General features: G+C 60.8%; 20 protein-coding genes. 6 read left to right on the forward strand and 14 right to left on the reverse strand.

The window, feature by feature from the left end:
* Positions 1 to 144: 144 nt before the first annotated feature.
* Both motB and motA read right to left on the reverse strand, forming a co-directional pair.
* On the reverse strand, positions 145 to 1,173 hold the full coding sequence (gene motB, locus PMI01S_RS15785) for a flagellar motor protein MotB (protein WP_084320915.1): 1,029 nt from the start codon (positions 1,171 to 1,173) through the stop codon (positions 145 to 147).
* A 3-nt stretch (positions 1,174 to 1,176) separates the two neighbouring features.
* Positions 1,177 to 2,028, reverse strand: coding sequence for a flagellar motor stator protein MotA (gene motA / locus PMI01S_RS15790; protein ID WP_017336243.1), 852 nt, complete (start codon positions 2,026 to 2,028; stop codon positions 1,177 to 1,179).
* Positions 2,029 to 2,194: 166 nt separating this feature from the next.
* Between motA and PMI01S_RS15795 the strand changes: the two genes are divergently transcribed.
* Genes PMI01S_RS15795 through asd form a run of 3 tightly spaced genes read left to right on the forward strand, consistent with a single transcriptional unit; the run spans position 2,195 to position 5,467 of the window.
* Positions 2,195 to 3,733, forward strand: a complete 1,539-nt coding sequence (locus tag PMI01S_RS15795) for an HDOD domain-containing protein (RefSeq protein ID WP_084320916.1) — start codon at positions 2,195 to 2,197, stop codon at positions 3,731 to 3,733.
* Between the two features lie 39 nt (positions 3,734 to 3,772).
* On the forward strand, positions 3,773 to 4,588 hold the full coding sequence (locus PMI01S_RS15800; RefSeq protein ID WP_084320917.1) for a rhodanese-like domain-containing protein: 816 nt from the start codon (positions 3,773 to 3,775) through the stop codon (positions 4,586 to 4,588).
* An 18-nt stretch (positions 4,589 to 4,606) separates the two neighbouring features.
* Entirely contained in the window at positions 4,607 to 5,467 is an 861-nt protein-coding gene (gene asd / locus PMI01S_RS15805; RefSeq protein ID WP_008040415.1) for an archaetidylserine decarboxylase, read from the forward strand.
* A gap of 57 nt (positions 5,468 to 5,524) precedes the next feature.
* Here the strand turns inward: asd and PMI01S_RS15810 are convergent, their stop codons facing one another.
* Positions 5,525 to 5,926, reverse strand: coding sequence for a lectin OAA family protein (locus PMI01S_RS15810; protein WP_084320918.1), 402 nt, complete (start codon positions 5,924 to 5,926; stop codon positions 5,525 to 5,527).
* A 236-nt stretch (positions 5,927 to 6,162) separates the two neighbouring features.
* Between PMI01S_RS15810 and PMI01S_RS15815 the strand changes: the two genes are divergently transcribed.
* Positions 6,163 to 7,944, forward strand: coding sequence for a cyclic-di-GMP receptor FimW-related protein (locus PMI01S_RS15815; protein WP_084320919.1), 1,782 nt, complete (start codon positions 6,163 to 6,165; stop codon positions 7,942 to 7,944).
* A gap of 137 nt (positions 7,945 to 8,081) precedes the next feature.
* On the opposite strand, the gene serB is transcribed toward PMI01S_RS15815, so the two are convergent.
* Complete coding sequence (serB, locus tag PMI01S_RS15820; RefSeq protein WP_084320920.1) at positions 8,082 to 9,296, reverse strand: phosphoserine phosphatase SerB; 1,215 nt, start codon at positions 9,294 to 9,296, stop codon at positions 8,082 to 8,084.
* Positions 9,297 to 9,431: 135 nt separating this feature from the next.
* Between serB and PMI01S_RS15825 the strand changes: the two genes are divergently transcribed.
* A complete protein-coding gene (locus PMI01S_RS15825; RefSeq protein ID WP_084320921.1) occupies positions 9,432 to 10,961 on the forward strand; it encodes an AhpA/YtjB family protein in 1,530 nt (509 codons plus the stop codon).
* A 250-nt stretch (positions 10,962 to 11,211) separates the two neighbouring features.
* Here the strand turns inward: PMI01S_RS15825 and PMI01S_RS15830 are convergent, their stop codons facing one another.
* The 9 genes from PMI01S_RS15830 to PMI01S_RS15870 all read right to left on the reverse strand — a co-directional run bounded on the left by PMI01S_RS15830 (position 11,212) and on the right by PMI01S_RS15870 (position 20,613).
* Entirely contained in the window at positions 11,212 to 11,925 is a 714-nt protein-coding gene (locus PMI01S_RS15830; protein WP_084320922.1) for a PqiC family protein, read from the reverse strand.
* A 177-nt stretch (positions 11,926 to 12,102) separates the two neighbouring features.
* Entirely contained in the window at positions 12,103 to 14,370 is a 2,268-nt protein-coding gene (gene parC / locus PMI01S_RS15835) for a DNA topoisomerase IV subunit A (protein ID WP_084320923.1), read from the reverse strand.
* A 7-nt stretch (positions 14,371 to 14,377) separates the two neighbouring features.
* Positions 14,378 to 14,902: a retropepsin-like aspartic protease family protein gene (locus tag PMI01S_RS15840; protein ID WP_084320924.1), complete on the reverse strand. Its 525-nt coding sequence runs from the start codon at positions 14,900 to 14,902 to the stop codon at positions 14,378 to 14,380.
* Positions 14,899 to 15,888: an esterase-like activity of phytase family protein gene (locus PMI01S_RS15845; protein ID WP_084320925.1), complete on the reverse strand. Its 990-nt coding sequence runs from the start codon at positions 15,886 to 15,888 to the stop codon at positions 14,899 to 14,901. The genes PMI01S_RS15840 and PMI01S_RS15845 overlap by 4 nt, the downstream gene beginning before the upstream one ends.
* The gene (gene parE, locus PMI01S_RS15850; RefSeq protein ID WP_084320926.1) at positions 15,888 to 17,792 is read right to left on the reverse strand and encodes a DNA topoisomerase IV subunit B; all 1,905 of its coding nucleotides are present in this window, start codon (positions 17,790 to 17,792) and stop codon (positions 15,888 to 15,890) included. Before parE ends, PMI01S_RS15845 begins: the two co-directional genes overlap by 1 nt.
* Positions 17,793 to 17,834: 42 nt before the next feature.
* Entirely contained in the window at positions 17,835 to 18,443 is a 609-nt protein-coding gene (locus PMI01S_RS15855; RefSeq protein WP_084320927.1) for a YqiA/YcfP family alpha/beta fold hydrolase, read from the reverse strand.
* Between the two features lie 195 nt (positions 18,444 to 18,638).
* Entirely contained in the window at positions 18,639 to 19,454 is an 816-nt protein-coding gene (cpdA, locus tag PMI01S_RS15860) for a 3',5'-cyclic-AMP phosphodiesterase (RefSeq protein ID WP_084320928.1), read from the reverse strand.
* Positions 19,455 to 19,552: 98 nt separating this feature from the next.
* On the reverse strand, positions 19,553 to 20,005 hold the full coding sequence (locus tag PMI01S_RS15865) for a DUF1249 domain-containing protein (protein ID WP_084320929.1): 453 nt from the start codon (positions 20,003 to 20,005) through the stop codon (positions 19,553 to 19,555).
* Positions 19,996 to 20,613 carry an NUDIX domain-containing protein gene (locus tag PMI01S_RS15870; protein ID WP_084320930.1) on the reverse strand — a complete coding sequence of 206 codons (618 nt, stop codon included), beginning with the start codon at positions 20,611 to 20,613 and terminating at the stop codon, positions 19,996 to 19,998. The genes PMI01S_RS15865 and PMI01S_RS15870 overlap by 10 nt, the downstream gene beginning before the upstream one ends.
* A gap of 206 nt (positions 20,614 to 20,819) precedes the next feature.
* Here PMI01S_RS15870 and PMI01S_RS15875 point away from each other — a divergent pair, with 206 nt between their 5' ends.
* Complete coding sequence (locus tag PMI01S_RS15875; protein ID WP_084320931.1) at positions 20,820 to 21,566, forward strand: RsiV family protein; 747 nt, start codon at positions 20,820 to 20,822, stop codon at positions 21,564 to 21,566.
* On the opposite strand, the gene cytX is transcribed toward PMI01S_RS15875, so the two are convergent.
* Positions 21,535 to 22,827, reverse strand: coding sequence for a putative hydroxymethylpyrimidine transporter CytX (gene cytX, locus PMI01S_RS15880; protein WP_084320932.1), 1,293 nt, complete (start codon positions 22,825 to 22,827; stop codon positions 21,535 to 21,537). The two genes, PMI01S_RS15875 and cytX, sit on opposite strands and share 32 nt — an antisense overlap.
* Between the last annotated feature and the right edge of the window lie 99 nt (positions 22,828 to 22,926).

The following is a 22,926-nucleotide window of genomic DNA, read 5'->3' on the forward strand; positions in this document are numbered from 1 at the left end:
CTTGCTGGCGATGGACGCAAGTGCGTCGCGTTGATTCAGACAGCACGCGTTATCGTTGACGACCATCGCCAGCAAGCCGGCTCCTACAAGGGGCCGTGCAAACCAAAGCAAAAAAGCCGACATCACTGTCGGCTTTTTTGTGGGTCACTGCTTCGGCGGTTCAGCCGGTTTCGGTGCCGGGTCATCGAAGAGATTCAAACGCTCGCGAAGCTCATGGGCCGGCAATGGTTCTTTATCGGCTGGCAATGCGTTCGGATCAGCTGGCGTGGTCGGCACTTCACCCGGGCCGCCCTGCCCTTGCGTCGGCTCCGGAGTCGGTTCCGCGCCTTGCGAACCTTCGATGGCACGCTGGGCTTTCTTGGTCAGCACGACAATGTCGATTCGACGGTTCACCGGGTTGAGCGGGTTCTCGCGATCGAACAACGCCGACGAGGCATAACCGACCACTCGTGCAATCTGCTGCTCCGGATAGCTGCCGGCCACCAGTGCACGGCGTGCGGCGTTGGCACGGTTGGCCGAGAGCTCCCAGTTACCGAAGTCGCCAGTGCCCGAATACGGCTTGGCATCGGTGTGACCGCTGATGCTGATCTTGTTCGGCACCGCTTTGATGGTGTCGGCCATGGCCAACAGGATGTCTTCGAAATACGGTTTCAGACGAGCGCTGCCGGAATCGAACATCGGGCGGTTTTCAGCGTCCACGATCTGGATGCGCAAGCCGTCCGGGGTGATTTCGAACAGAATCTGGTCCTTGAATTTCTTCAGTTGCGGGTTCTCTTCAACCTTGTTCTGCAATTCTTGCAGCAACAGTTCAAGGCGTTCCTTCTCGACCATTTCGGCCATGCCTTCGACCTGCTCGACGTCGACGGTCACCTTGTCCGGCTGCGGCTGGGATTTCACTTCGGGGTTGAGGGTGTTTTCCGGCGCCAGGGTCGGCGTGCCGCCCAAGTCGATGATGAAAGGTGTGCCACTTTCGGAAAAGCCGACCGGGTCCTTGAAGTAACCGGCGATGGCGAGTTTCTGTTCCGGTGTTGCGGTGGACAGCAGCCACAACACCAGAAAGAACGCCATCATCGCCGTCGCAAAGTCGGCGAAGGCGATTTTCCAGGCGCCCCCGTGATGCCCGCCGGCGATGCGCTTGACGCGCTTGATGATTATCGGCTGGTTGTTTTCCATGACTTAACGACCACGAACCGCTTGTTCCAGCTCAGCGAAGCTAGGACGGTGCGCCGGGTACAGAACCTTGCGCCCGAACTCTACCGCCAGCGATGGCGGCATGCCGGAGGCCGAAGCCACCAGCGAGGCCTTGATGGCTTCGTAGACGTTCAGTTCTTCCTTGGCATCGTGGGCCAGGGAGTGCGCCAGCGGACCGAAGAAACCGTACGCCGCGAGAATACCGAAGAAGGTACCGACCAGTGCCGCACCTACGTGCAGACCGATGGATTTCTGGTCGCCTTCACCCAGGGATGCCATGGTCACCACGATACCCAATACCGCCGCGACGATACCGAAACCGGGCATGGCGTCGGCGATGCCGTTCACCGCGTGGGACGGGTGTTCGAGGTCTTCCTTGAGGTTGTAGAGTTCCATGTCGAACAGGCCTTCCAGCTCATGGGGAGCCATGTTGCCGGAGGACATGATGCGCAGGTAATCGCAGATAAACGCGGTCATGCGCTCATCTTTGAGCACCGATGGGTACTTGGCGAAGATGGGACTCGCGGCGGCATCTTCGATGTCGCCTTCGATGGCCATCATGCCTTCGCGGCGACTCTTGTTGAGGATCTCGTAGATCAGCCCCAACACTTCAAGATAGTAGCCGTGATTGAAGCGCGACCCGAACATGCTCAAGGACTTCTTGAGCACGTGCAGTGTCATGTAACCGGGGTTGGCCTGGAGGAATGCACCAAGGGCCGCGCCACCGATGATCAACACCTCGAAGGGTTGAATCAGGGCGGCAATCTTGCCGTGGGAAAGCACGTATCCGCCGAGCACGCTCGCGAATACGACGATGATGCCGATTATTTTAGCCATAGGTAGGAGAGCACTTACTGAGTCGGGTTCAAGGTCATATTCGGAAGTTAAAAAATCTCTTCTTCTACTTATCGGCAAAACTGCGCCAGACTATAGCCAGTTCAGGCGAAAAGCCAATTTGGCCCGCTCCAGGCATAGGTAATGCAGACGATGATCGCGTCCAGACATGGCTAACGAAACGAACGTCCCAACTCCAAAACCGACCACACTCGAAGGCTGGGTCAAGCTTCTCGATGGTGTGCGCCTGCCGGTTCCGCAAGCCAGTCATGACCGTGTCTGCAAGGCCATCCGCGACGACCGCAGCTCCCTGCGCGATATCGCCGAGTTGATGCAGGACAGCCCCGCCCTGGCCTTGAGCGTGATCCGCGAAGCCAACCGGCACACCCACGGCAGCATGACCGAGCCTGCGGAAAACCTTGAGGTGGCGATCAATCGCCTCGGGTTGAAACGCACGGAAGAACTGCTTGCGCGACTGCCCGCGGTACCTGAATCGCAAATCCCCGTGGCCCTTCGACAGTTGCAGATGATCAGCCTGCACGCGACGCAACAGGCCAACGGCTTTTTCGCCGCGCGCCTGGCGCGGCTGTGGCAGGACATCCACTGGGGCAGCCTGCTGTTTCTTTCGCCGCTGTGGCCCATGGCGTTGACCCATCCGCAGTTGCTTGAAGAATGGGAACTGCGGGTCATCCATAAAGGCGAGTCGGCGCGCAACGTCGAGAAACAATTGTTTGGCGCTCGCCTGCTGGAAATCGCTCAGGCGCTGGTGGAGATCTGGCACCTGCCGATCTGGGTGCAGCAAGGTTACAAGCTGCTGCTCAACGAGCAACGGGAACTGGTGAAAGTCCTGCGCATCGCGCGCGACAGCGATCATCCATTGCGCCAGCAGAACCGTCTTGATGACGATCCGACATTGCGCCGCTGGCTCAATCAACCGGCCAATACCGTGTTGCTGGCCAACGGTCTGGCGCTGTCGGCGCAACAGGCCTGGGACAGTCCGCACAGTGAACGCTGGCAGTACCTGACCAGCCTTTACCTGCAAATGCCGATGGAGGAGGTGCAACAGCAATTGCACCAGCAGGCCGCCAACAGTGCGCGTCAGCATGCCATGCCAGACCTCTGGCACCCGGCGGTTGCACTGCTCTGGCCTTGGGGCATGAACCGCGTTCACGCCGGTCTGCTGCCCGCCCCGGCGCCGACCGCCGAGGACCTGGCCAAATGGCGCAAACAATGCGCCGAGCTGCTGGTAGAGCCGAGTCGCTTCACCAATGCCATGCACCTGACCAACTCGGCCCGTGACGCGTTGGTCGCGTGCGGCATGCGTCGAGTGATGATCCTGATGGCCGACCGCACGCACGCCAATCTGCGCGTGCACCAGATCGCCGGGCTGCCGAAAGAAGCCGCCGGCCTGAATTTCGTGGTCAGCCAAAGCACCGTGCTGCAACGCCTGCTTTCGCAACAGGCGCAGGTGCGCCTGACCCCGGCCAACAACGCGCAATTTTCGGCGCTGCTCCCGGCCAGCCTGCGCTCGCAGTTCGGTGGCGAACACCTGCTGTTGCGCTCGCTGGTCAACAACGGCCGCGTGATCATGATCGTGGTGGCCGATCAGGGCGGCGGGCCGTTCTCTGAAATCACCGTGCAGGCCTTTGGCAAAACCGCGCAGTGCATCGAGAAAGCCCTGCACAGCTTTAGCCATCGCGGCCAATGACCCGCTACAATCCTCCCCTTTGTGCTCTGGAGACCTCACATGTCTGACTTCTCTGGCTTGCCGCTGGTGATCGAACCGAGCGACTTGCTCTCTCGTCTCGACGCCCGCGATCTGATTCTGGTGGACCTGACCAGCAGCGCCCGCTATGCCGAAGGGCATATTCCCGGCGCGCGTTTTGTCGATCCGAAACGCACGCAACTCGGCCAGCCGCCTGCACCAGGCTTGATGCCGCCGCACGCGGCACTCGAAGCGTTGTTCGGTGAGCTGGGACACAACCCCGATGCGGTCTACGTCGTGTATGACGATGAAGGCGGCGGTTGGGCCGGGCGCTTTATCTGGTTGCTGGACGTCATTGGCCACAGCAAGTACCACTACGTCGACGGTGGCCTGACGGCGTGGCTGGCAGAAGGCTCGCCCATGTCGATCCAGGTCCCGCCCGCGGTTGGCGGTCCGGTTTCGCTGACTCTGCATGACGAGCCCACCGCCACCCGCGAATACCTGCAAAGCCGTCTCGGCGCCGCCGACCTGGCGATCTGGGACGCGCGCGGGCCGCTGGAATACTCCGGCGAGAAAGTCCTCGCGGCCAAGGGCGGGCACATTCCCGGCGCGGTCAATTTCGAATGGACTGCAGGCATGGACCCGGCTCGCAACCTGCGCATCCGCACCGACATGCCGCAGATCCTGGAAAAACTCGGGATCAGCAAAGACAAAGAAGTGATTACCCACTGCCAGACTCACCACCGTTCTGGCTTCACCTATCTGGTGGCCAAGTCCCTCGGTTATCCGCGGGTCAAAGGCTACGCCGGCTCCTGGGGCGAATGGGGCAACCACCCCGATACGCCTGTAGAGATTTAAGGTTTTTAAGGACAGTTAATGAATAAGCGTTTGTTTATCCTCAGCCAATACCTGCTGCCCCACCACTTGCTCTCGCGACTGGCCGGCTGCATCGCCGAATGCCGCGTGCGCTGGTTCAAGAATGCGTTCACCGCGTGGTTCGCCAAGCGTTATCAGGTGGACATGTCCCAGGCCCTGGTCGAAGACCTGACCGCCTACGAGCACTTCAACGCATTCTTCACCCGAGCGTTGAAAGACGGCGCTCGTCCGCTGGACGAAACCCCGGGCGCGATCCTCAGCCCGGCCGACGGCGCGGTCAGCCAGCTCGGCCCGATCGAACACGGTCGCGTGTTCCAGGCCAAGGGCCACAGCTTCAGCGTGCTGGAGTTGCTGGGCGGTGACGCGGCCAACGCAGCGCCGTTCATGGGCGGTGATTTCGCGACCATTTACCTGTCGCCGAAGGACTACCACCGCGTGCACATGCCGCTGGCCGGCACATTGCGCGAGATGGTCTACATTCCGGGGCGGATTTTCTCGGTCAACCAGACCACCGCGGAAAACGTTCCGGAATTGTTTGCCCGCAACGAGCGAGTGGCATGCATTTTCGACACCGAGCGCGGCCCGATGGCCGTGGTGCTGGTGGGCGCGATGATCGTCGCATCGATCGAAACCGTTTGGGCTGGCCTGGTGACGCCACCGAAGCGCGAGCTGAAAACCTTCCGCTACGACGAAGCGGCCCGTGCGCCGATCCATCTGGAAAAAGGTGCGGAACTGGGTCGTTTCAAGCTGGGTTCGACGGCTGTTGTGCTGTTCGGCCCTGATCAAGTGCAGTGGGCCGAAGAACTGGCGGCCGGTTCGCCGGTGCAGATGGGCCAGGGCATGGGCCTGCCAAAAGCCTGATCCCCTGATCCGAACCCCACGAACGTCTTCGTGGGGTCGGACATTTCGGTGGTGCCGCTACTCTATCTGCCCGCGAAAGCCGATCGGTCCTTCGTTGGCGTAGGTATTGGTGCCACTGAGGTTTTTCCCTCCATCACTGGAGGTCACGCTCAACGCGACAACGTTCTGATTGTCCCGGCCTCCGATGACCCATTTGCCACCCGGATGCCATGGAGCGTCGTTGCCGCCCCACTGATTTTCAACGTTGTACTGGTTCTGGCCCGTGCGCTGAGCCTTGAAGCCAATGGGACCTTCACCTGAGTACGTCATGGTGCCGGTGAAGCTCTTGCCGCCATCGCTCGACTTTATCTCGATCGCGACAACCTTCTGGTTGTCCCGCGCGCCTAGCGTCCAGTCTCCGCCCGGATGCCAGGGTGCAGAACTACCGCCCCATTGATTTGCCACTACGTATCTAGACATAAACTTCATCTCCTTGAAGTTACGAGAGACCTGCCCGGCACAGGCAGCAGGCCGTACGACCGTGCGTATCCAGTCGCACGTCTGTCAGATTAGTAGCACGCCCGAACCTCACTCGGCTGACAGACAAACGGTAGATTTCCGTAGGAGCTGCCGGCGACAGGGGTTCCTCGACAGGCTATTGCTGCTACAGTCAGGTCATTCACTGCCCATTTTCCCGGTTGGAGTTTGTTCACGGCATGAATGAGACCAGTCCCCACCTTCTGCTACGCGCCCCGATCCCTGCACAGTTGCGCCTGTCGTTCTGCGAAGCCACCCCGCGCGACCTCAAGCGCTGGATCGCCGATCTGCCCAAAGCCAATATCGGCGAAACCGCTCGCCAGCTCTATCAAGGCTTGAGCGAGCTGAACCAACTGCTGACGCCCAGCGACAATCGCCTGCAACTGCTCGAGTTACTACGGCCCGAGGTGTATTACGTCTGCAAGCACCTGGAGCGGCATTTCCTGCACCAATCGATTGTCCTCGACGAGCGCTCGCGCAAGATCGCCAACCTCTGCCAGGCGCTGCAAAGTCATTTGGCGATTGGCTATAAACAGATCGTCGCGCGCATCTCGCCGCGCTTCAGCAAAGACCGCGCACCGCTGCTGGCCCAGGCATTACAGCGGGCGATCCATTGCCTCAACGGATCACTGATCCGCGCCACCGAGCTCTATTGCCCGGTGCCGGAAGGCGTGTGGCTGGAACTGCATCTGCTGTATCGGATCGCCTGCTCCCATCGGCTCCAGCACCTGAACCTGCGCGATGAGCTGGCCAGCCAGACGCAAACCCTGAGCATCGAACAGACGTACGTGGCCGCATTGTTGCTGGGCGCTGCGCGATGCAACCAACTGCGCCAGAACCAGATCGCGCGGCTCGCCGAAGTGCTGGAGCCGTGGAGCAAGTTGATCAAGCTGCAGCCGGTATCTGCGGCCGACGGACTGTTTGGCGTCGCACCGGAGCTCGACATCGGGCCGCGTTACCGCTCGAAATTCCGACCTGAGCAGCAGAAGAACCTGCTGGCGCTCGATCCGCTGCCACTGGTCGCAGCCATCGAAGCCCATCTGCAAAAAACCGACAGCCCGGTGCCACTGCCCGTGCCGGCAGGATTGAGCCTGGATACGCTGCAACACCTGAGTGCCGCCTGGGGCCAGGCGGTCGAACGCAGTTTCCAGCGCACGGCCAGTCAAGGCACCTTGACCTTGTGCGTAGGCATGAGCGCGCTGCACTTCTATCTGGGCGGGCAACGCCCGTTCAGCGAGATCCTGAAACATCCCGGTGCCGGCCGCGCGCAGTTCACGGCGATTTCCCTTCGGGAAAAAGACCAATGGCACCATGCCTTCGACGCGGCGCCACTCGGCACCGCTGACGCGTTGCTGCCTTACGAAGAAATCGAATACCCGCAACTTCAGAACGACGACAGTCAAAAAGACTCCGACCGTAACCGTCACTTCCCGACCTACGCCTTGCCGGTGATCAATCACAGCCCGGGCGGTTACTGCCTGGCCTGGCCCGGTGCAGTGCCCGCGGAGTTGCAGGCTGGCGAGATGGTCGGCATCGAGGATACGGCGGGGTCGGGCTGGAGCATCGCCGTGGTGCGATGGATCCGCCAGGTTCGCGGCGGCGGTACGCAAATGGGTATCGAGCAAGTCGCGCCCTACGCTGAGCCTTGCGGCCTGCAACTGGTGCGCACCCGTGACGACCACAGCCAATACTTGCGTGGCCTGCTGCTACCCGCGATCAGTGCGATAGACCTGCCTGCCACCTTGCTCGCGCCGCGCCTGCCCTTTGAGGAAGGCAACAAGGTGCTGATCAACACCAACGGCGAGGAGCGCCGGGCCGGGCTGGATCGACGGGTGGCGAGCACCAACAGTTTCAATCAGTTTGCCTATCGCTCGCTGGAGGCTGCCAGAAACGAAAACGCCGCGGGGAGCGGCGTGGTCGGAAACGAGGAGGAATTTGATTCGTTGTGGAAGACGCTTTGAGGGTGACCCCTTAAGACCGTGTCGCGCCCATCGCGAGCAAGCCCGCTCCCACATTCGACTGTAATCCTTCTGGAAGAACTCGCTCGAATGTGGGAGCGGGCTTGCTCGCGAAGAGGCCTGCTCAAACAACCGGGATTTCAGAGCTGCCCGTCACGATCCCGAAAGCCCAGCAGGTACAGCACGCCATCCAGCCCCAGAGTGGAAATCGCCTGCTTCGCCGACTGCTTGACCAGCGGCTTGGCGCGGAACGCCACACCCAGCCCGGCAATCGCCAGCATCGGCAAATCGTTGGCACCGTCGCCGACCGCAATGGTCTGCTCCAGACGCAAGCCTTCCTTGTGCGCCAGCTCCTTCAACAGATCCGCCTTGCGCTGCGCATCGACGATCGGCTCGACCGCCACGCCAGTCACTTTGCCATCAACCACTTCCAGCTCATTGGCGAACACGTAGTCGATACCCAATTTCGCCTGCAATTGCTTGGCGAAGTAAGTGAAGCCACCCGACAGAATCGCGGTCTTGTAGCCCAGGCGCTTGAGTTCGGCGAACAGGGTTTCGGCGCCTTCGGTCAGGCGCAGGGAAGCGCCGATCGAATCCAGCACGCTGACGTCCAGACCTTTGAGCAAGGCCAGACGCTCCTTGAAGCTGGCGCGGAAGTCGAGCTCACCGGCCATCGCCCGCTCGGTGATTTCCGAAACCTGGTCACCCACACCCGCGGCCTTGGCCAGTTCGTCGATGACTTCGGCTTCAATCAGCGTCGAGTCCATGTCGAACACCGCCAGACGGCGGTTGCGGCGGAACAGCGAATCTTCCTGGAAGGCGATATCGACGTTCAGTTCCTGGGCGACGCTGAGGAATTCGGCCCGCAGCGCTTGCGGATCAGCCGCTTCGCCACGCACGGAAAACTCGATGCAGCCCTTGCCTTTGTCGGCCGGCGTGTCCAGTGGCATGCGCCCGGACAGACGATCGATGTGGTCGATGTTCAGGCCATATTTGGCGGTGATCGAGCTCACGGCCTGCAATTGCCCGGCAGTCACTTTGCGGGTCAATAGCGTCACGATGTGGCGTTTTTTACCTTGATTGCCGACCCACTGCTGGTAATCATCTTCGGACACCGGCGTGAAACGCACCTGCTGGTCGAGTTTGTAAGCCGTGAACAGAATGTCCTTGAGCACGGACTTGCCTTGCTCGGTGTCAGGAATTTCAACCAGGATGCCGAACGACAGGGTGTCGTGGATCACCGCCTGACCGATGTCGAGAATGTTCACACCACCCTGGGCCAGAACGCCGGTAATGGCCGCGGTCAGACCTGGACGGTCCTCACCAGTGATGTTTATCAGGACGATTTCGCGCAAGGCGCACCCCCGCAGGTGGAAAAAAACCGCATTCTACCCACTTTCAGTGACCATCGGGCACCGTGAGCGCTTTGACGGTCTAGGGCCTGTCGCTATACTGCGCGTCAACTTCACGGACAAAAGAGCCGAGCTCAAGTGAACCGGCCCACGCCAGTTAAAACCGATAACTTCTTTCTGCTGATCTTCCGTGCACTGCGCCACCGCCGTGTACCGATTGCATTGCGCATCGCCAGCCATAACGTGATCCTGGTCGCTCTGGCCCTGGTGATCTACGCCTGCGTGATGGGTTTGCAGTTCAAGCAGGCCATGCACGAACAGGCGGATGCCCTGGGCGAAAGCCTGACCACGCAGACCGCCACGTCCGCCACGGAGCTGTTGGTGTCCAACGACATCCTCAGCCTCAACGTGTTGCTCAACAACCTGACCAAGAACAAGCTGGTGGCCCACGCCGCCATCTACAGCGTGGATAACCGCATCCTCGCCGAAGCCGGTCAGCGTCCCAAGCACAGCCTGTTGGGCGAAGCCGAGGGCATGTACCAGAGCAAGATCACCTTCCAGGACGTGACCGCCGGGCAACTGCGCATCAGCCTGGACATGGATCAGTTCCAGCAGCCGATGACCATCAGCCTGCAGAGCATGGGCATTTTGAGTGCGATTCTGTTGGCCTTGTCGCTGGCCTTGAGCCTGCGCCTGGGTCGGCACATCTCCACGCCGCTGCTGCAATTGCGTGTGTGGCTGCGCAATATCGATGAATACACCCCGGCAACCGGACGTCAGGACGAAATCGGCGACCTGGCTCGCCAGCTGCACGCCAACTTTGCGCCGGAGCCGGCCGAGCCAGAACCTGAGCCGGAACCCGAGTACGACGAAAGCGATTACGAAGACGCCGCCGACGAGCCGTCCTTCGAAGTGCGCAATCTGCGGGACCCGAGCTTTGATGAAACCAAGCCTGTTGCTGGCCTCAAGCCTGCGCCACGGCACATCGTCAGCACCGTAGAAGATGAGGATGACGATGATGCGTTTGCCGACCTGCGTGACGATTCGGTAACGAGTGCACCGAAGCCAGTGGTCAAACCGCAGGTATCGAACGTGCCGCAACACAGCGCGGTGCTGGCCGTGCAACTGGGTGCTCAGGATCAGCTGCGCCGTCTGCCGCGGGCGCGCCTGGAAGAACTGCTCAAACGCTATCGCGACTGCCTCGACCAGGCCGCGTCGCTCTATGAGGGCGAGCTGCACAGCCTGAACGATGGCAGCACGCTGATGGTGTTCCACACCGAAGACAGTGGCGACGACTACCTGACCAACGCCATCTGCTGCGGCGAGTTGCTGCGTGCGCTGGGCCATCAGTTGCAGATCGAAGTCGCGGACAGCGGCATCACCCTGCAATTGCAACTGGGCCTGACCCTGGGCGACGAGTTGTTCGGCCTGAGCCAGATCGACCTGCTGCTGACCGAAACCGCCCAGGACGCCCTGGCCCTGTCGCAACACAGCCGCAATCTGCTGCTGGTGGAGCGCAAGATCAGTGACGACGCGCTGATTCGCCAGCGTGCGCGGATCCGTCCGATTGCCAGCCCTGAGGGTGCGTGCTGTGTAGAGCGGTTGATGGAGCCTTATCCGTCGATGCTGGAACGGCAACTGGCGCGGATGCATGAGCGTCGGGCGTAAGCCTTAAGCCTGATGTGAAGAAGCCCGCAGATGAGTGATCGTCTGCGGGCTTTTTTGTTGCCTGTCGCGGCCCCATCGCGGGCAAGCCCGCTCCCACAGTTTTAGTGTCATACACCTATCGCGCGAACGACGCGGGACCTGTGGGAGCGGGCTTGCCCGCGAAGGGGCCATCAGTAGCACTGGATCTCTCTAACCTGCAGAAACAACAAAGCCCGCATCATCGCGGGCTTTATGTTGTATCGGTGCGGGCTTAGAAGCGAAACACTTCCATATCGGTGCGGATCGGCGAAGCCATCGGGATCTTCGGCTGCTTTTCCTGTTCGGCCGCCGGTGCCGCAGGCTTGGCAGCCGGTTTCTTTGGCGCTTCCGCAATCGGTGGCTGGTTAGCCAGTGGCTTGAGCGCGGTCGACAGCTGTTCGGCGAGTTTCTGCAACAACACCCCCTGAGCCTGAACCTGCGCGGCAGTGCCGCCGGTGTGTTGTTCCTGCAAGTGAATGATGCGGTTATCGCGAACCTGACCACGGCGGTCGATCAAACGCCATTGAGCATCAAGGATCGCCGGTTGCGATTCACCCGAGTCCAGGCGTGTGATGGTGAGCAACACCTGCACGTCCGGCGTGAAGCCGACCGTTGCCGGTGCCAGCACCACACGCTGACTGTCCAGATGACCCGCGACCTGGCGCAGCAACAGCTGATCGATGTCGGAGGACAGGCTTCCAGCCCAACGACCATCGGTCGAAGCCTGCAAGCTGCCATCCGGCTGACGCTGCAGCAATGTTTCACGTTGCAGATAGTCGGCGACCGTCACCGGGCCGAGCAATACCGCCATGCCCGCGCTTTGCGCAGGCTGAGCCGGACTTCCGCTGTCCAGCTGATACAGCGACACCGGTTGGTGAGTGCTGCAGCCCGCCAGGCCAAGAACGCCGGCGAGCATCAAAATAAAAGGAAGGCGCAGAGCAGTCATCGTCCCATCCAGGTGGTTGCCACAAGGCTAACCACAGTGAAGATACTCAATAAATATGAAGAACGCTCGGCCACGCCGGCGCTTGGAAAGGCCATATCATCCGTGAATATGCGTTCCGACTCCAGCGGCAAAGCGTCGATCTACGCGTTAAATCGCAGATCGAGCGCTCTAGGACGCCTAATTGAGGTTTTCGACGAGCAGCGCATCTACCCTCTGGAAGCCTCGTGGAAGCTTGTTACCACGACGCCCACGCTCACCTTTGTAGTGTTCGAGGTCGTCCGCTTTCAGTGACAAGGTACGTTTTCCTGCCTGCAACACCAAGGTGGCGCCTTCCGGCAGTACAGCGATGTCCGTGACATATTCTTCGCGACTGGCAACACGCTCACCGGAAATACCGATGATCTTATTACCTTTACCTTTACCTAATTGTGGCAGATCGCTGATCTTAAAGATCAGCAGGCGACCTTCGGTGGTCACCGAGGCCAGCCAGTTGTTCTCACGATCCGCCACCGGGCGCGGCAGAATGACCTTCGAGTTGTTCGGCAAGCTCAGCAGCGCCTTACCCGCCTTGTTCTTGGCCTGGAAATCCTCACCCTTGACCACGAAACCGTAACCCGCGTCGGAGGCGATCACGTAGAGCGAATCGTCTTCCGGCATCAGCACGCATTCGAAACTCGCCCCTGGCGGCGGCGTCAGACGACCGGTCAACGGTTCGCCCTGACCGCGGGCCGATGGCAACGTGTGCGCGGCCACCGAATAGCTGCGGCCGGTGGAATCGATAAACACCGCAAACTGGTTGGAACGCCCAGCCGCCAAAGCCTTGAAACCGTCCCCGGCCTTGTAGGAAAGCCCGGTGGCGTCAATTTCGTGCCCCTTGGCGGAGCGTACCCAGCCTTTTTCCGACAACACGACGCTGACTTTCTCGTTCGGCAGCAGATCGTGTTCGGTCAGGGCCTTGGCTTCGGCGCGCTCGACGATTGGCGAACGACGGTCATCGCCGTAGGTTTCGGCGTCTTTGATCAGCTCGGTGCGCACCAGCTTTTTCAACTTGGCTTCGCTGCCCAGCAGGGCTTGCAGCTTGGCTTGTTCCTTGAGCAGTTCATCCTGCTCGGCACGCAGCTTCATTTCTTCCAGTCGCGCCAACTGACGCAAACGGGTGTCGAGAATGTACTCGGCCTGGATTTCGCTCAGAGCGTAACGCGCGATCAGGGCAGCTTTCGGGTGTTCCTCAGTGCGGATGATATGAATCACTTCATCCAGGTTGAGGTAGGCAATCAACAAACCGTCCAACAGGTGCAGGCGACGCTCGACCTTGTCGAGGCGGAATTGCAGGCGACGACGCACGGTCTGTACGCGGAATTCCAACCATTCGACCAGCAATGCTCGCAGGTTTTTCAGCTGCGGCTTGCCGTCCAGGCCGATGATATTGATGTTGACCCGGTAGCTCGACTCCAGCTCGGTACTGGCGAACAGGTGCTGCATCAGCGCGTCGTGGTCAAAATTCTTGCGCGCGCCCGGAATGATTACGATCCGGCACGGGTTTTCGTGGTCGGACTCGTCGCGCAGGTCCGCGATCTGCGGGGCCTTCGACGGCTTGGCCTGCATCATGGCCGCGATCTGTTCCAGCACCTTGGCGCCAGATACCTGATGCGGCAGCGCGGTGACGATGATGTCGCCGTCTTCGATATGGTAAACGGCGCGCATGCGCACCGAACCGCGACCGGTTTCGTAGATTTTCAGCAGGTCGGCGCGCGGGGTGATGATTTCCGCTTCGGTCGGATAATCCGGGCCCTGGATATGTTCACAGAGCTGTTCGACCGTGGCTTTCGGCTCATCGAGCAAACGCACGCAGGCGGTCGCGACTTCGCGCAGATTGTGCGGCGGTACGTCGGTGGCCATGCCCACGGCGATGCCGGTGGTGCCGTTGAGCAGGATGTTCGGCAAACGTGCCGGCAATACCAGCGGCTCGTCGAGGGTGCCGTCGAAGTTCGGGCCCCAGTCCGCTGTGCCCTGGCCCAGCTCGCTGAGCAGCACTTCGGAATAACGCGACAGCCGCGCTTCGGTGTAACGCATGGCGGCGAAGGACTTGGGATCATCCGGCGCCCCCCAGTTACCCTGGCCGTCGACCAGCGTGTAGCGGTAGCTGAACGGCTGGGCCATCAGGACCATGGCTTCGTAGCAGGCCGAATCGCCATGCGGGTGGAACTTGCCGAGCACGTCACCGACGGTACGCGCCGATTTCTTGTGCTTGGAATCGGCGTCCAGCCCCAACTCGCTCATCGCATAAATGATGCGACGCTGTACCGGTTTCAGGCCGTCGCCGATATGCGGCAAGGCACGGTCCATGATCACGTACATGGAGTAGTTGAGGTAGGCATTTTCGGTGAAGTCAGCCAGTGACCGGCGTTCTACACCGTCCAGGCTGAGATCAAGGGAGTCGCTCATGCGGGCCTCATCGGTTCGTTGTCTGGCGCAGCAGCATGGTGCCACCGCGCTGGGTAAATTCAAGTTTGTTCAGCGCGCTCATACCGAGCAGCACTTGCTTGCCATCCAGGCCTGGTACGACGATGGCGCGCACATCACGCAGCACGATGTCGCCCAGTTGCAGCCGGTCGACGCGGGTTCGATAACCCTCGGTACGACCGTTGGCGGTGCTCAGGGTCACCCCGAAGCCTTGTTCAAGTTTCAGCCGTTCGGCCATTTCTGCCGGGATCGCTACATCGGTTGCCCCGGTATCCAGCATGAAATCCACCGGCTGGCCGTTGATCTGGCCGCTGGCGACGAAGTGCCCCTGGGTGTTGCTGGCCAGTTTCACTTCAATAAAACCTTCGCCCTGTTCCGAGCTGACGACGACATTGGGATTTTGCTGACGCTCCTCCCATTGACCGAAAAACCGTGTCGCCAGAAATAGCGCTGCGCACCAGGCCAGCACCATGAACACCCGACCGGCGCGTTTTCCCGGCGTTTGTGGCGTCATGGTTTGGCACTCCAGCCACCTTCAGGCGCGGCGAAGCGCCAGACGATCGGGCGGTACTCGCCATCGGAACGGGCACCGTCGTTGTTGTCGATGCCGACCCAGGCGCCATCGGCGTCGACGATCAGCGCTTCCGTCAGGCCATAACCCTGTGGATAACGACGGTTCTCCTGCAATGCCTCGTCGGCAAACGACCAGCAACGCTCGACCTTCGCGGTCAACGCATCACGGCGGCAAATCTCGAACGCATTGCGCTCAAGGGTAAACAGCTTGCCGTTGAACAATGACAGATCGGCAAAATCCCGCGACACCGCTCTGGCCTTGGGAAATTTCGCCGGTTGCATTTCCATCCCGGCCTCACTCAGCAGCACACAGCCGCCGTCGCAATCCCAGACCGTTTGCTGACGTTTGATCAACAGAAGACCACGGCGCTCACGTTCGGCGGCCAACCACAACTGATCGCCGGCCGGATTGATCGCCAGGCCTTCGAACAATGCGTTGAAGTGCAACAACATGCCGCTGGCCCGGGCTTCGCGAACCAGCATCGGCGAAATCTTCAGCCAGGACGTCGGCCCAACGGGCGGCACTTGCAGCACCGCGGCATGGGACTCGCTGACGATGTAACGATTACCGGCGCTGTCACAGGTGATGCCTTCGAAGTCCAGATCCCCGCCCCGCATGAAAGATGCAGCCCAGGTCCGCGAACGCAGCCCCCACGGCAAACCGCTGTCCGGCACTGGCGGCACACCGATGCGCACGGTTTCAGCCTGCCAGACCGTGGCACCGGTCTCGAGTCGGTAGATCTGATCGTCGTCGCGATCGGAAATGGTCCACAAATCCTTGCCACACAGGGCCAGCCCCGACAGGTTGCCGCCGCGCATGCCCTCCACGGGATGCTCGGACAACAGGCGCAACTCCGGTGCCGGTTCGGCAAACGCCGAAACAGAGGCCAGAAGTAACGCACACGCCAGGGCAAAGCCAACCCGCATCAGCCAAGAACCTCGGCCAGGTTGCCTTTGGATTCGAGCCAGGATTTGCGATCACCGGCGCGTTTCTTCGCCAGCAACATGTCCATCATTTCCGAAGTCGCTTCGAAATCGTCGAGGGTCAGCTGCACCAGACGCCGGGTGTTCGGGTCCATGGTGGTTTCGCGCAACTGTGGCGGGTTCATTTCACCCAGGCCCTTGAATCGGGTGACCTGCGGTTTGCCGCGTTTCTTCTCGGCTACCAGACGATCGAGGATCCCGTCGCGCTCGGCTTCGTCGAGTGCGTAGTAAATCTCTTTGCCCAGGTCGATGCGGTACAGCGGCGGCATGGCGACGTAAACGTGCCCGGCATCCACCAACGGACGGAAATGCTGGACGAACAAAGCGCACAGCAGCGTGGCGATGTGCAGACCGTCGGAGTCGGCGTCGGCGAGGATGCAGATCTTGCCGTAACGCAGCTGGCTCATGTCCGCCGCGCCCGGATCGACACCGATCGCCACGGCAATGTTGTGCACTTCCTGGCTGGCCAGCACTTCGCTGCCGTCGACTTCCCAGGTGTTCAGAATTTTCCCGCGCAACGGCAGGATCGCTTGAAACTCTTTGTCCCGCGCTTGTTTGGCGGAACCGCCGGCGGAGTCACCTTCCACCAGGAACAGCTCGGAACGCATCGGGTCCTGCCCGGCGCAGTCGGCGAGCTTGCCCGGCAGCGCCGGACCTTGGGTGATGCGTTTGCGCTCGACCTTCTTGCTGGCCTTCAGGCGACGGCCGGCGTTGTTGATCGCCAGTTCCGCCAGGAGCATGCCGGTTTCCGGATTGGCATTGAGCCACAGGCTGAAGGCATCTTTGACCACACCGGACACGAACGCGGCCGCTTCACGGGACGACAAACGCTCTTTGGTCTGGCCGGAGAATTGCGGTTCCTGCATTTTCATCGACAGAACGAAGGCGATACGCTCCCAGACGTCTTCCGGCGCCAGCTTCACGCCGCGTGGCAGCAGGCTGCGGAACTCGCAGAATTCGCGCATGGCGTCGAGCAAGCCCTGGCGCAAGCCATTGACGTGAGTACCGCCCTGGGCCGTCGGGATCAGGTTGACATAGCTTTCCTGCACGCTGTCGCCACCTTCCGGCAACCACAGCAGCGCCCAGTCGACCGCTTCCTTGTTACCGGCCAGGCTGCCGCAGAATGGCTCATCCGGCAGGCGTTCGAATTCGCTGACCGCGTCGACCAGATAGGAGCGCAGACCGTCTTCGTAATGCCATTCGACTTTCTCGCCGGTGGCCTTGTCTTCAAAACTGACCAGCAGCCCCGGGCACAGAACGGCCTTGGCCTTGAGCACGTGCTTGAGGCGGCTGATGGAGAATTTTGGTGAATCGAAGTACTTCGGGTCCGGTGCGAAGAATACGCTGGTGCCGGTGTTGCGCTTGCCGACGGTGCCGACCACTTCCAGTTCGGTTTTCTTGTAACCGTCAGCGAAAGTCATCTGGTATTCGTTGCCGTCGCGCTTCACGCGCACCCGGACTTCGGTCGACAAGGCGTTGACCACGGAAATACCCACCCCGTGCAGACCGCCGGAGAACTGGTAGTTCTTGTTGGAAAACTTGCCGCCCGCGTGGAGTTTGGTGAGGATCAGCTCGACGCCCGACACACCCTCTTCCGGGTGAATGTCCACCGGCATGCCACGGCCGTCATCGCTGACTTCCAGGGAGTGGTCGGCGTGCAGGATGACCTGCACCGAGGTCGCGTGCCCGGCCAAGGCTTCGTCGACGCTGTTGTCGATGACTTCCTGGGCGAGGTGGTTCGGCCGACTGGTGTCGGTGTACATGCCGGGGCGTTTGCGCACCGGGTCGAGGCCCGAGAGGACTTCGATGGCGTCTGCGTTATAAGAGCTAGCGCTGGGAGTGGCCATGGGGTCTCGTCGTCAAATGTTCTATGAAATAGAGGTGATGGATCACAGTGCTGTGAAATCAATCGCCTGATACAAATCTGCGCCGATGCCGGCAAAACTCAGCATTGCCGGCAATTGCCCGGCAAAACCCTGGAAGCCATGGTCGCCGCCGGCCTGGATGCGCAAGGCACAGGCCCGGTAATACTGCTGGGCGAGGCGATAATCCAGTGTTTCATCACCGGTCTGCAACCACACCTGATAACGCTGCGGGTCCCGGGGCGCCGGCACTTCCAGCTCGGCCAGGGCCGTCACGTGGTCGTGGGTCAATTCCCAGGCCTCATCGGTATACAGGTTTTTCTGCGTCCCCAGGTGCCCGTCGAACATCCGGTGCGGACTGACGGCAGGGTTGATCAACAGGGCCTTGAGGCCATGGCGCTCGGCCAGGTGAGTCGCATAGTAGCCGCCGAGTGAGCTGCCGACCAGCAGTGGCCGCCCCAGCTCGGCAATCGCCTGCTCCAGCTGACCGATGGCCTCTCGCGGATGGTGATGCAAGGCCGGAACGCGCAGGTGATCGCTCAAGCCCAGGCGCTCCATCACTTCGATCAACTGCGTCGCCTTTTTCGACGAAGGCGCGCTGTTGAAACCGTGGATATATAGGATCGAACCGGACATTTGAACTCCCTGTGCGTCGGGTAAAGAAGGCGGAGTTTACAGGGAGTTGGGGTGTCTGTGCGGACGCCTTCGCGAGCAAGCCCGCTCCCACATTTGATCTCGGCCGTACACTCATCCTGTGTCCACAGAAGATCTAATGTGGGATCGGGCTTGCTCGCGAAGGCCACGACTCGGTCTTACTGAAAGACAAATAAGTCAGTAGCCGTTGGAACCGTAATCGATCTGAAAGTCGAACCCGGTGACGCGCTCCACCCCAGTTTCAATCTGCCCATCCGGCAACAGCCGCAACCAGCGATACCCCGGAGCCTGCTCACCCACCTTGAAATCCTCACTGCCCGGCTCGAACTGAATGCAGGTCGAAGGCGAGGCAATCAGGCGCACACCATTACGCGCTTGATCGATTTCCTGATGCACATGCCCCCAAAGCACGGCGCGCACCTGCGGGAATCGATCCAGCACGGCGAACAGTCCTTCGGGATTACGTAACCCGATCGGCTCCATCCATGCACACCCGATCGACACCGGATGATGGTGGAAGCACACCAGATGATGCCGCTCCGGTGCCTCACTCAGCGAGCGCACCAGCAGTTGCAGCTGCTCATCCTGCAAATACCCCGGCACCGACCCCGGTACCGCCGAGTCGAGCAAGGTGATGCGCCAGTTCCCGATGTCCACCATCGGCTCCAGCAGCGCGCTATGCACTGCGGCCTCGGCCATGATCCGCGGTTCATCGTGATTACCGGGGATCCAGCGTGCCGGCGCATCGAGCTGGCGGGTCAGGTCACGAAACTGCTGGTACGACTCCAGCGTCCCATCCTGGGACAGGTCGCCGCTGGCAATGATCAGATCGATCTGGGGGTGCTGAAGCCTGACCAGCTCGATAACCTTTTGCAGGCTGTCGCGCGTATTCATGCCCAGCAATGTACCGTCGGCCTCGGCAAACAGATGGCTGTCGGACAGTTGCACCAGCAACGCCGAATCGGCGGTGGTCAATGTGGATACGCTCGGCAAGGCGTTCTCCCAGGGCTGAACACGGGATAAGGGGAATGCCGCGATTATGCTGGGGGACGAACGAAAGAGGAAATCCGAGAACCTGACGCAGTTCACACTCAGCGCACAACGGCGTATTCGTGTCCACACGCCAGACAGTGGCTCAGCCATTCACCCAGGAACATATTCAACTGGGCCTTTTCGTCCGGCTGGTGCATCGAAGCGTTGGGGTAAGGATAGATGCCGCGAAAGCGTCGAGCATGTTCGGCGCTGACGACTTCGGCCATGCAGGCGTCGTGATAGACCTGAACTTCCAGTTGCGGCACCGGCAGCCACGGCAAACTGTGTTCCTGACGCACTTGCAGGGTGGTGGTGTACGGACAGACCTGCAGCACTTCGAGGGCCAGCACGCCGAGCATCTGGTTGCCGTGGGTCACGGCTATGCGCCGCGCCGCCGGTTCGTTGCGCATGTCCGGCAGCAGTCGCATCAGGCGCGCGTAGTTGGCCTCGCAAGAGGCTTGCAGCCCCGCGAGGTCCACCCTATAACGATCGCGCAACTTGTTTACGACCATAACCCCCTCACTTCAACGCGGTTCAATGCCAGCCATTGCAATGCAATGATGCTGGGCGCGTTGGCAATTCGTCCGTCGCGTACGGCTTGTAGCGCGTCTTCGAACGCCCAGACCGTAACGCGGATATCTTCTGCTTCTTCCTCCAGCCCATGCAGGCCGCCGACCCCGGCTGTCTCGCAACGCCCCAGGTACAAGTGCACGAATTCATTGCTGCCGCCCGGCGATGGAAAATATTTGGTGATCGGCCAAAGCGCCCCGAATACAAGCCCAGCTTCCTCCTGCGCCTCGCGGTGAGCAACTTCTTCCGGCACTTCATCCTTATCGATCAGACCGGCGACCAGTTCGACCAGCCACGGGTTATCGAACTTGCCCATAGCACCGACGCGAAACTGCTCGATCAGCACCACTTCATCGCGCTGCGGATCGTACGGCAGTACGCAGACCGCATCGTGACGAACAAACAGTTCACGATTGATTTCGCGGCTCATGCCCCCGGCGAACAACTCGTGGCGCAAGTGCACACGGTCGAGCTTGTAAAAGCCCTCGTAGCACTTTTCGCGCCGAACGATCTCAACGGCGGTCGGAATGGCGTTGGCAAAATCAGTCATGGCAATCCTCGTATCTGCTCCGAGGCTCCTGCCTCGACTTCGCGCCATCCTAACGCGCCCGCGCTGTTTGATGCAGCCCCTTTCCCGTCAGCGGGATAGACGGTGACGGCTAAACCAACTCTAATTAGCTTAGTGGCGAACTGACTGCTTCGTTGAGAGTCGAAGCGGGTAACTTTTCGCCTTTCCCTGTTTTATGAAGGACGCCCATGTCGCTTTTTAAAATCGCCTCCGTGGCCGCAATCGCCCTGACCCTGGGCGCTTGCCAGAGTCTGTTTCAGCCCAACTACCGGGCGCCGCTGGAAACCACCCGCGATGCCGCAGAAACGCTGAAGCCGGGCTGCACAACTCCCGACTGCCCGCTGGTGAACATCGATACCCTGCGTTTCCCCGCCGAACCCCAGCTGGACGGCATCGTCGAAAAACGCCTGCTGCAAATGACCCGCACCTCGCCCGACGCCCCGGCAGCACCAACGCTGGCGGCCTATCGCGATGAGTTTTTGCGCACCGCCGGCCCACGCTACAGCAGTTACCTGCAAGCGAAAGTACGTGAGCAGCATGACGGCTTGGTGATCGTGGAATTTTCCAGCTACCTGGACACCGGCGGCGCGCATGGCACGCCAGGCCGCAGTTTCATCAACTACTCGCGCCAGCAGCATAAAGTGCTGACCTTGTCCGACATGCTGGTGCCGGGGCAGGAAGAGGCGTTCTGGAAAGCGGCGCAGGTGGCGCACAACAGCTGGCTGATCAGCACCAAGCTCGATCAGGAACCGGAGTTCGTGAAGCAGTGGCCGTTCCAGAAAACCCAGAACGTGGCGCTGACCTACGGCGGGGTGATCCTCAAGTACGAAGTGAGCACCATCGCGCCTTACGCGCTGGGCCACGTCGAACTGAAGATCCCTTACCCACGCCTCAATGGCATTCTCAAGCCCGAGCTGTTTCCCGGCCGTAACTGAAGGCCCGGCCCAGCACCAGCTGCAGCAGCCCTGCCAGAATCAACGACGGCAGGGTTGCGCCGATGTCCGGATACAGATTGGCCAGCAAGTGATAGGTGCTCACCCCGCCCAACCAGGCGAGCAACGCCGGCCAGCGCAACGCGGCTGACGCCACTTGAGCAGAACGCTTGCGCAAGATGAAGTGATCCACCAGCACCACGCCGAACAGCGGCGCAAACACCGAACCGATCAACAACAGGAAGTTCTGGTACTGAGCCAGTGGCGCCAGCAAGGCGATCAGGGTGCAGACCACGCCGATGGCCAATGCCAGGTGCTCGACTTTCAAGCGCAACAGAATCCCGCTGGAAACGGCCGCCGAGTGAATGTCGGCAAACGCATTTTCCGATTCATCGAGCAGAATCAGCAACAGCGGAATCCCCAGACCCGCACCCGCCAATGCCAACAGCAAGGCATTCACTTCACCGCTTGGCGCGAACGCCAGGGTGTAGGCCACGCCCAGGCTCATCAGCCAGAAATTACCGATAAAGAAGCCAATCGCCGTACCGCCGAAGACATTCTTCGCACGCTTGCCGAAACGCGAGTAGTCGGCAATCAGCGGCAGCCACGACAGCGGCATCGCGATAGCAATGTCGAAGCCGACCGCGAATGGCATCGAACCGTCACCGGCCTGCGCCCACAACGCGGCAAGGTCGGCCTTGGCGAACAGGTTCCAGGTCAGCCAGATGCACGCGGCCAGCAACAGCCAGATGCCCCACTTGCGCAGGATCTGCCGTACGAAGGTCAACGGACCGCTGACGGCCAGCAAGGTCGCCAAGGCGCCGAAGAAAAAAGTCCAGAGCAGCGGACTGGTGAACAGACTGCCTTCGCTGAACGCGCGGGCGCCGAGCAGGCTGGCAGCGTCGCGCATCACGATGATTTCGAACGAGCCCCAACCGATCAGTTGCAGCAGGTTCAGCACCGCCGGCAGGCTCGCGCCACGCTTGCCGAGGCTGAGTTTGAGCGCGGCCATGGATGACAGGCCGGTGTCGCTGCCGATCACGCCGACAGCGGCCAGCAGCAGAACGCCAACCAGCGTGCCGAGGAAAATCGCCAGCAGCGAGCCGGACAGGCCCAGGCCTGGCGCGAGCAGAGCGCCGGTCTGCAAAACCATCAGGCCGATGCCGAGGGAAAACCACAGGGAAAACAGATCGCGGCCGCCGAAGACACGTTTTTCGGTCGGCACCGCGATGTCTGGAGAGTAGGTGCTGGGTTGAATGCTCAAGGGTGTTATCTCAGAGGGATAAGTGTGTCATCGAGAAATTCGGCGCCGGGTCTGACGCCTTCGCGAGCAAGCCCGCTCCCGCATTGGATTTGTGAACGA

Source organism: Pseudomonas migulae NBRC 103157 (genome assembly GCF_002091715.1).
Lineage (GTDB): Bacteria > Pseudomonadota > Gammaproteobacteria > Pseudomonadales > Pseudomonadaceae > Aquipseudomonas > Aquipseudomonas migulae_A.

Excerpts from the sequence above, each read along its gene's own strand:
- motA (WP_017336243.1), bottom strand. The coding sequence starts at position 2,028 with ATGGCTAAAATAATCGGCATCATCGTCGTATTCGCGAGCGTGCTCGGC.
- PMI01S_RS15870 (WP_084320930.1), bottom strand. The coding sequence starts at position 20,613 with ATGACTGATTTTGCCAACGCCATTCCGACCGCCGTTGAGATCGTTCGG.
- PMI01S_RS15795 (WP_084320916.1), top strand. The coding sequence starts at position 2,195 with ATGGCTAACGAAACGAACGTCCCAACTCCAAAACCGACCACACTCGAA.
- PMI01S_RS15810 (WP_084320918.1), bottom strand. The coding sequence starts at position 5,926 with ATGTCTAGATACGTAGTGGCAAATCAATGGGGCGGTAGTTCTGCACCC.
- parC (WP_084320923.1), bottom strand. The coding sequence starts at position 14,370 with ATGAGCGACTCCCTTGATCTCAGCCTGGACGGTGTAGAACGCCGGTCA.
- asd (WP_008040415.1), top strand. The coding sequence starts at position 4,607 with ATGAATAAGCGTTTGTTTATCCTCAGCCAATACCTGCTGCCCCACCAC.
- PMI01S_RS15830 (WP_084320922.1), bottom strand. The coding sequence starts at position 11,925 with ATGACTGCTCTGCGCCTTCCTTTTATTTTGATGCTCGCCGGCGTTCTT.
- PMI01S_RS15800 (WP_084320917.1), top strand. The coding sequence starts at position 3,773 with ATGTCTGACTTCTCTGGCTTGCCGCTGGTGATCGAACCGAGCGACTTG.
- parE (WP_084320926.1), bottom strand. The coding sequence starts at position 17,792 with ATGGCCACTCCCAGCGCTAGCTCTTATAACGCAGACGCCATCGAAGTC.
- PMI01S_RS15815 (WP_084320919.1), top strand. The coding sequence starts at position 6,163 with ATGAATGAGACCAGTCCCCACCTTCTGCTACGCGCCCCGATCCCTGCA.
- PMI01S_RS15875 (WP_084320931.1), top strand. The coding sequence starts at position 20,820 with ATGTCGCTTTTTAAAATCGCCTCCGTGGCCGCAATCGCCCTGACCCTG.
- motB (WP_084320915.1), bottom strand. The coding sequence starts at position 1,173 with ATGGAAAACAACCAGCCGATAATCATCAAGCGCGTCAAGCGCATCGCC.
- PMI01S_RS15865 (WP_084320929.1), bottom strand. The coding sequence starts at position 20,005 with ATGGTCGTAAACAAGTTGCGCGATCGTTATAGGGTGGACCTCGCGGGG.
- PMI01S_RS15855 (WP_084320927.1), bottom strand. The coding sequence starts at position 18,443 with ATGTCCGGTTCGATCCTATATATCCACGGTTTCAACAGCGCGCCTTCG.
- PMI01S_RS15845 (WP_084320925.1), bottom strand. The coding sequence starts at position 15,888 with ATGCGGGTTGGCTTTGCCCTGGCGTGTGCGTTACTTCTGGCCTCTGTT.
- PMI01S_RS15840 (WP_084320924.1), bottom strand. The coding sequence starts at position 14,902 with ATGACGCCACAAACGCCGGGAAAACGCGCCGGTCGGGTGTTCATGGTG.